This is a genomic window from Chamaesiphon sp. OTE_75_metabat_556 (genome assembly GCF_031378165.1).
GTDB lineage: Bacteria > Cyanobacteriota > Cyanobacteriia > Cyanobacteriales > Chamaesiphonaceae > Chamaesiphon.
On sequence record NZ_JANNDR010000449.1, the window covers coordinates 1 to 4,549 of the forward strand.

General features: G+C 48.1%; 5 protein-coding genes. 4 read left to right on the plus strand and 1 reads right to left on the minus strand.

Going from position 1 to position 4,549, the window contains the following annotated elements; all coding sequences use genetic code 11:
- The 4 genes from RMO27_RS18230 to RMO27_RS18245 all read left to right on the plus strand — a co-directional run.
- The coding region (locus RMO27_RS18230; RefSeq protein WP_309735134.1) for an NAD(P)/FAD-dependent oxidoreductase at positions 1 to 1,426 on the plus strand (1,426 nt) is incomplete at its 5' end.
- Positions 1,427 to 1,548: 122 nt separating this feature from the next.
- On the plus strand, positions 1,549 to 2,283 hold the full coding sequence (locus tag RMO27_RS18235; protein ID WP_309735136.1) for an EndoU domain-containing protein: 735 nt from the start codon (positions 1,549 to 1,551) through the stop codon (positions 2,281 to 2,283).
- A 404-nt stretch (positions 2,284 to 2,687) separates the two neighbouring features.
- Positions 2,688 to 4,031: a deoxyguanosinetriphosphate triphosphohydrolase gene (locus RMO27_RS18240; protein WP_396133753.1), complete on the plus strand. Its 1,344-nt coding sequence runs from the start codon at positions 2,688 to 2,690 to the stop codon at positions 4,029 to 4,031.
- Positions 4,032 to 4,149: 118 nt separating this feature from the next.
- Entirely contained in the window at positions 4,150 to 4,440 is a 291-nt protein-coding gene (locus RMO27_RS18245) for a hypothetical protein (protein ID WP_309735140.1), read from the plus strand.
- Positions 4,441 to 4,459: 19 nt separating this feature from the next.
- Here the strand turns inward: RMO27_RS18245 and RMO27_RS18250 are convergent.
- Positions 4,460 to 4,549, minus strand: a 90-nt coding sequence (locus RMO27_RS18250; protein WP_309735142.1) for a hypothetical protein, incomplete at its 5' end; no start/stop codon positions are given.

The following is a 4,549-nucleotide window of genomic DNA, read 5'->3' on the forward strand; positions in this document are numbered from 1 at the left end:
GATCGAGGCTGTAGAATTACAGGCACGGGTGGCCTTAATTTTGTCATCATTATTTGAAGATCGACACCACTTTCAGCGCGATTTGTACCCGTATGCATTGGCGCAGATTGCTACAGCGCAGCGTCCCCATCGGCAGATCCCGACAGGCGGCTCACCATCGCCACAGCTTAGTAACTATCCCTGGCGATATGCAGATGCGGCGACGGGCAGACTCGAACAACAATCTAGTCCCGCACTATTAGCCGCTAGGGGAGTGGATACAATCGTTGGCAATGGGGAATTTTGTCTGCGTCCCCATCTGGCATTTAATATTAATCATCGCACTCTACGCGCGCGGGCTTATCTGATCGCAACTGGTGCGGTGGCGCATTATCCCTTAATTCCTGGCATTCAGGAAAGTGGTTACTTGACGATCGATCGACTGTCGAGCTTAGTCGATCGCCCAATTCCGCATCGCTGGGCGATTATTGGCTCGGAAACGATCGGGGTGGAATTGGCGCAAACATTGGCCAGATTGGGTTGCCAAGTTACCCTGATTGTCGAAACTGCCCAGATTTTACCTTATGAAGATCCAGATCTGGCGGGTCAGATCCAGATACAGTTAGAAGCCGATGGCGTCCAAATTTATTTGGCGACGGTAGTAACTAATATCAGCCAAGATGATGGCTCGAAATTCGCCATCTTTGGGGATGAATCGATCGAGATCGACGAAATTTTTGTGGCATTACCCGATCGACCATTAGTCGAATCATTCAATCTCAGTGGCGTAGGTGTGGAGTACAACGACAAAGGGATCTCGATCGATCGCTACCTCGGTACTTCCCATCGTCAGATTTACGCTTGTGGTAGCGTCTGCGGCAACGTTTTTGGGGGTTATCACAGTCAGCATTTAGAGCGTTATGAGGCCAAAATTGCCGTTGCTAATGCCTTGAATAAACGGCAGCGAAAAATTGACTATAGTGGTTACGATCGCCTGCCGTGGGCGATTTACACCGATCCACCCTTGGCACGAGTTGGGATGACTAGTGGTGCTGCTACCACCAGCAACCGGCGGGATCTCATCATCCTGAAACAGTATTTCAAGACCTGTCCGAAGGCAATTTTAGACAATGTGACGAGTGGCTTCAGTCAGATTATTGTCACTCGCCAGGGCAAAATTCTCGGTGCCGAAATCATCGGTCAAAATGCCCCTGAATTGATTCAAATCCTCGCAGTTGCCATCCAGCAACAACTGAAAATTAGCGATCTCACGAATATTCCCTGTCTTTCCCCCAGCTATATGGAAATTATCGATCGAGCCGCCCAAGAGTGGCAAGCTCATCAGCGGCAGCGGCGACATAGAACAGGCTGGTTTGCGGCAATGATCGATCGATTGCAACAATTTTTGGGTTCGTTAGTGCTGAGTCGGTTGAGTTGGTGGAAGTAGGTGGGGACTGGGGAACTGGGGGACGCTGGTGTTCGACTCTATTCACTACCCACTACCCTCTACTCCCTAAAGCCTAAAGCCTAAAGCCTAAAACCTCAAGCCTAAAACCTCAAGCCTAGATCATGGAAAAACCCCGTCGCCGCAAACCACATTTACCGCCGTTTTTCGATCGGGTAAATAACCCAGAGCACCCGCAGTTTCCGCAGGGGCGTGCGGTAGATCTGACGCCGCCACCGCCGGAGTTATCAACCTTCGATCGGGATGTCTTACAAGTCTGCGGGAATTTAGGCGATCGCGTGCTGGCAGAAGATTTCCAGGCTTTACTGGCAGCTTATCCAGCGATCTTTGAGCAGATTAGACTAGCCGTAGGTGGTGAGATTTTTTCGGGCAGAAATACCGATGCTGAATTTTTAGCAGATCTAACCGAAATCTGGTTCAAGCGGCAGGGCTTCGAGCATATTTTTTGTGGCAATATCCGCAATGGGCAGCTCAAAGGAATGCACTATGTCGGTCGATATCTCCAACTTCAGGAACAAGGATTGGCGGGAAAACTGCCCAACAATCAACATCAAGAAGAAGCGATCGCCGGGGCAGTATATACGATCGGTGTAATACTCAAACATGGCAATCGGTTAGTTGTCGATCGGCGTAATGGCTATGCTTTAATTACTGATGCGACTGAATTATTAATTGCGGCGACCTTAGCATTTAAAGCTAGAACTAAACCGAGAACTGTCTGTGCCGTTCCAGTTGTCGATGCCGATTCGGGACAAACTTATACCGCTGTCCTCATCAAAGAAGATCAGGCGATCGTCACTTTTTATCCCGATGCTACTCCTACCGATTCGCCTTGTTGACAACTAAGATCGAGCGGTTAAAGAGTGGCTAACAAGGCGATGCGATCGAAAAATGCTCGATCGTCGTGATTTTCTGGATCGGCAGTGCATTGCCTCGATTGCATTTGATGGTAACAATCTTCATCACAATTGGAATTGTGGGTAGACTAAACATAAGGATGACGATCGATTCCAGTGGCATCGATGGTGGAGGGCAGCGGATCGCGAGTAAGTCGATTATTTGATCGCGATCGATTTCGACCCATCTTTAATATTCAACCTGTAATTGTTAGCATAGAGGTCTGGCGATCGTCAGGGATCTAATATCGTCGATCGCCTCGTCAGTCGATGCAAACTAGCTATGTACATGTTCAGATACTGCACCAACAAAATCCACGAATGGGATAACTTTAATCATGGAGCGAATGCAGTGGGCACAGCTTTTTTCTCGCAAAAGAGATGGGATAATTCAGCCAGAACAGCATGAAGTTGGGCGCAGTCATTTTCAAAAAGATATCGATCGGCTGATTTTTTCGAGTGCATTTCGGCGACTCAACCACAAAACGCAAGTTCACCCCCTGCCGGAAAACGATAATATTCACACCCGCTTATCTCATAGTCTAGAAGTTTCCTCAGTCGGGCGCAGCTTGGGTACCAAAGTCGGCCAAAGACTCGCCCCAGAATTAAAATCGATCGGGATCGAGCCATCCGATGTCGGCGATATCGTCCAAGCAGCCTGTCTGGCGCATGATATCGGCAATCCCCCCTTCGGACATTCTGGCGAGGAAGCGATCCGCAAGTGGTTTAGAGTCAATGCCGATCGCGAATTTCTCCAAGATTTAACGCCAGCCGAACTGAATGAGTTTCAATATTTTGAAGGTAATGCTCAAGGATTGCGGGTGATTACCAAGCTGGAATATTATTTGTTTGAAGGCGGAATGCGGCTGACTTACGCTACGTTAGGTGCATTTCTGAAGTATCCCTGGACATCAGATTTCATGCACAAAAGCGGTAAAAAGAAATTTGGCTGCGATCTCACCGAGCAAGATATTCTCACCAAAATTGCCACCGAACTCGGCTTGATTCAGCGATCGACTACAGCGTGGTGTCGCCATCCCCTGGCATATTTGATGGAGGCTGCCGATGATATTTGCTATGCCTTAATCGATCTCGAAGATGGGATTGAGATGGGCTACATTACTTATGATGAAGCAATTAGTATTTTAGAAATCGTGTTTGATTTTGAGACGATTCCACCTTTACATACGAGTTGTACGGGGACAGAACTGCTCAGACGCACGATCGCGATCGCCCGTGGTAAAGCGATGAATATCCTGATTGAGGGCGTTGTCGATACTTTTGTGCAACAACAAGAGCAGCTCTTAACTGGCAACTTCCAGTATGACGATTTGATTGGTGCCTGTGGCGGTCGGATTAAAGAATGTATCTATACAGCTAAAAATACGGCTAAATCCCAAATCTTCGATCGACCGCGCAAGATCGAAATCGAGATCGGTTCTCATGCGACGATCGATGTTTTGCTCGATGCCTTTATTGCTGCCACCGCCGATTTGCATACTTATCGGGATGGCGAGCGGCTCCGTGACAAATCTCGGTACATCCTCAATCTGATGGGCAGCCATCAACCCCAGCGAGAATGGTCTTTGCATCATGCGTACATGCACGCGATCGATTTTATCTCAGGGATGACTGACAATTATGCGGTAAGTATTACCAAACAGCTTGGCGAAATGACCGCTCCCGATTAGTGCCAGCCAATTTCGTAGATATTGATAAGTTTTAGTAATATTTAGCAGGTCTTGCAGATTGCGAATAAGATGCTATTGTTAAACACAGAATTTTTCATCCAGCATCCTCACCACCATCATGAAATATCTGACTCCTGCTTTGTTTGGCATCATGCTCTCTGGAGGACTAATCGCTGCATCTGCTATAACTGCACTAACCGCACCACAAAACGCTCAAGTCCAACATTTAACTGTGACTGAGGCGATCTCGACCGAGCAGTCAGCACAATCGATCGATGCCTTAATTAGCATCGTTGCTTTTGGTGTGCCGTGCTCATTGGTATTCGCACTCTTGCTCCACAACCAGCTCGCCGCACAGCAGACTAAACTCGCAGCACAATTAGTCCGAGTTCGGGTTAAATCCAAGTAGGATCAAGAGCTGGCGGGATCTACAATACCAACACTCGGACTGTAGATCCCGCCGCGATCGTCGTCGTGTCTACAGGTACCATCGCTAGCGCATTGGTACCTGCGAGATT

Bases quoted from the DNA above. Each gene is read 5' to 3' on its own strand.
- RMO27_RS18235 (WP_309735136.1), top strand. From the start codon at position 1,549: ATGGAAAAACCCCGTCGCCGCAAACCACATTTACCGCCGTTTTTCGAT.
- RMO27_RS18240 (WP_396133753.1), top strand. From the start codon at position 2,688: ATGCAGTGGGCACAGCTTTTTTCTCGCAAAAGAGATGGGATAATTCAG.
- RMO27_RS18245 (WP_309735140.1), top strand. From the start codon at position 4,150: ATGAAATATCTGACTCCTGCTTTGTTTGGCATCATGCTCTCTGGAGGA.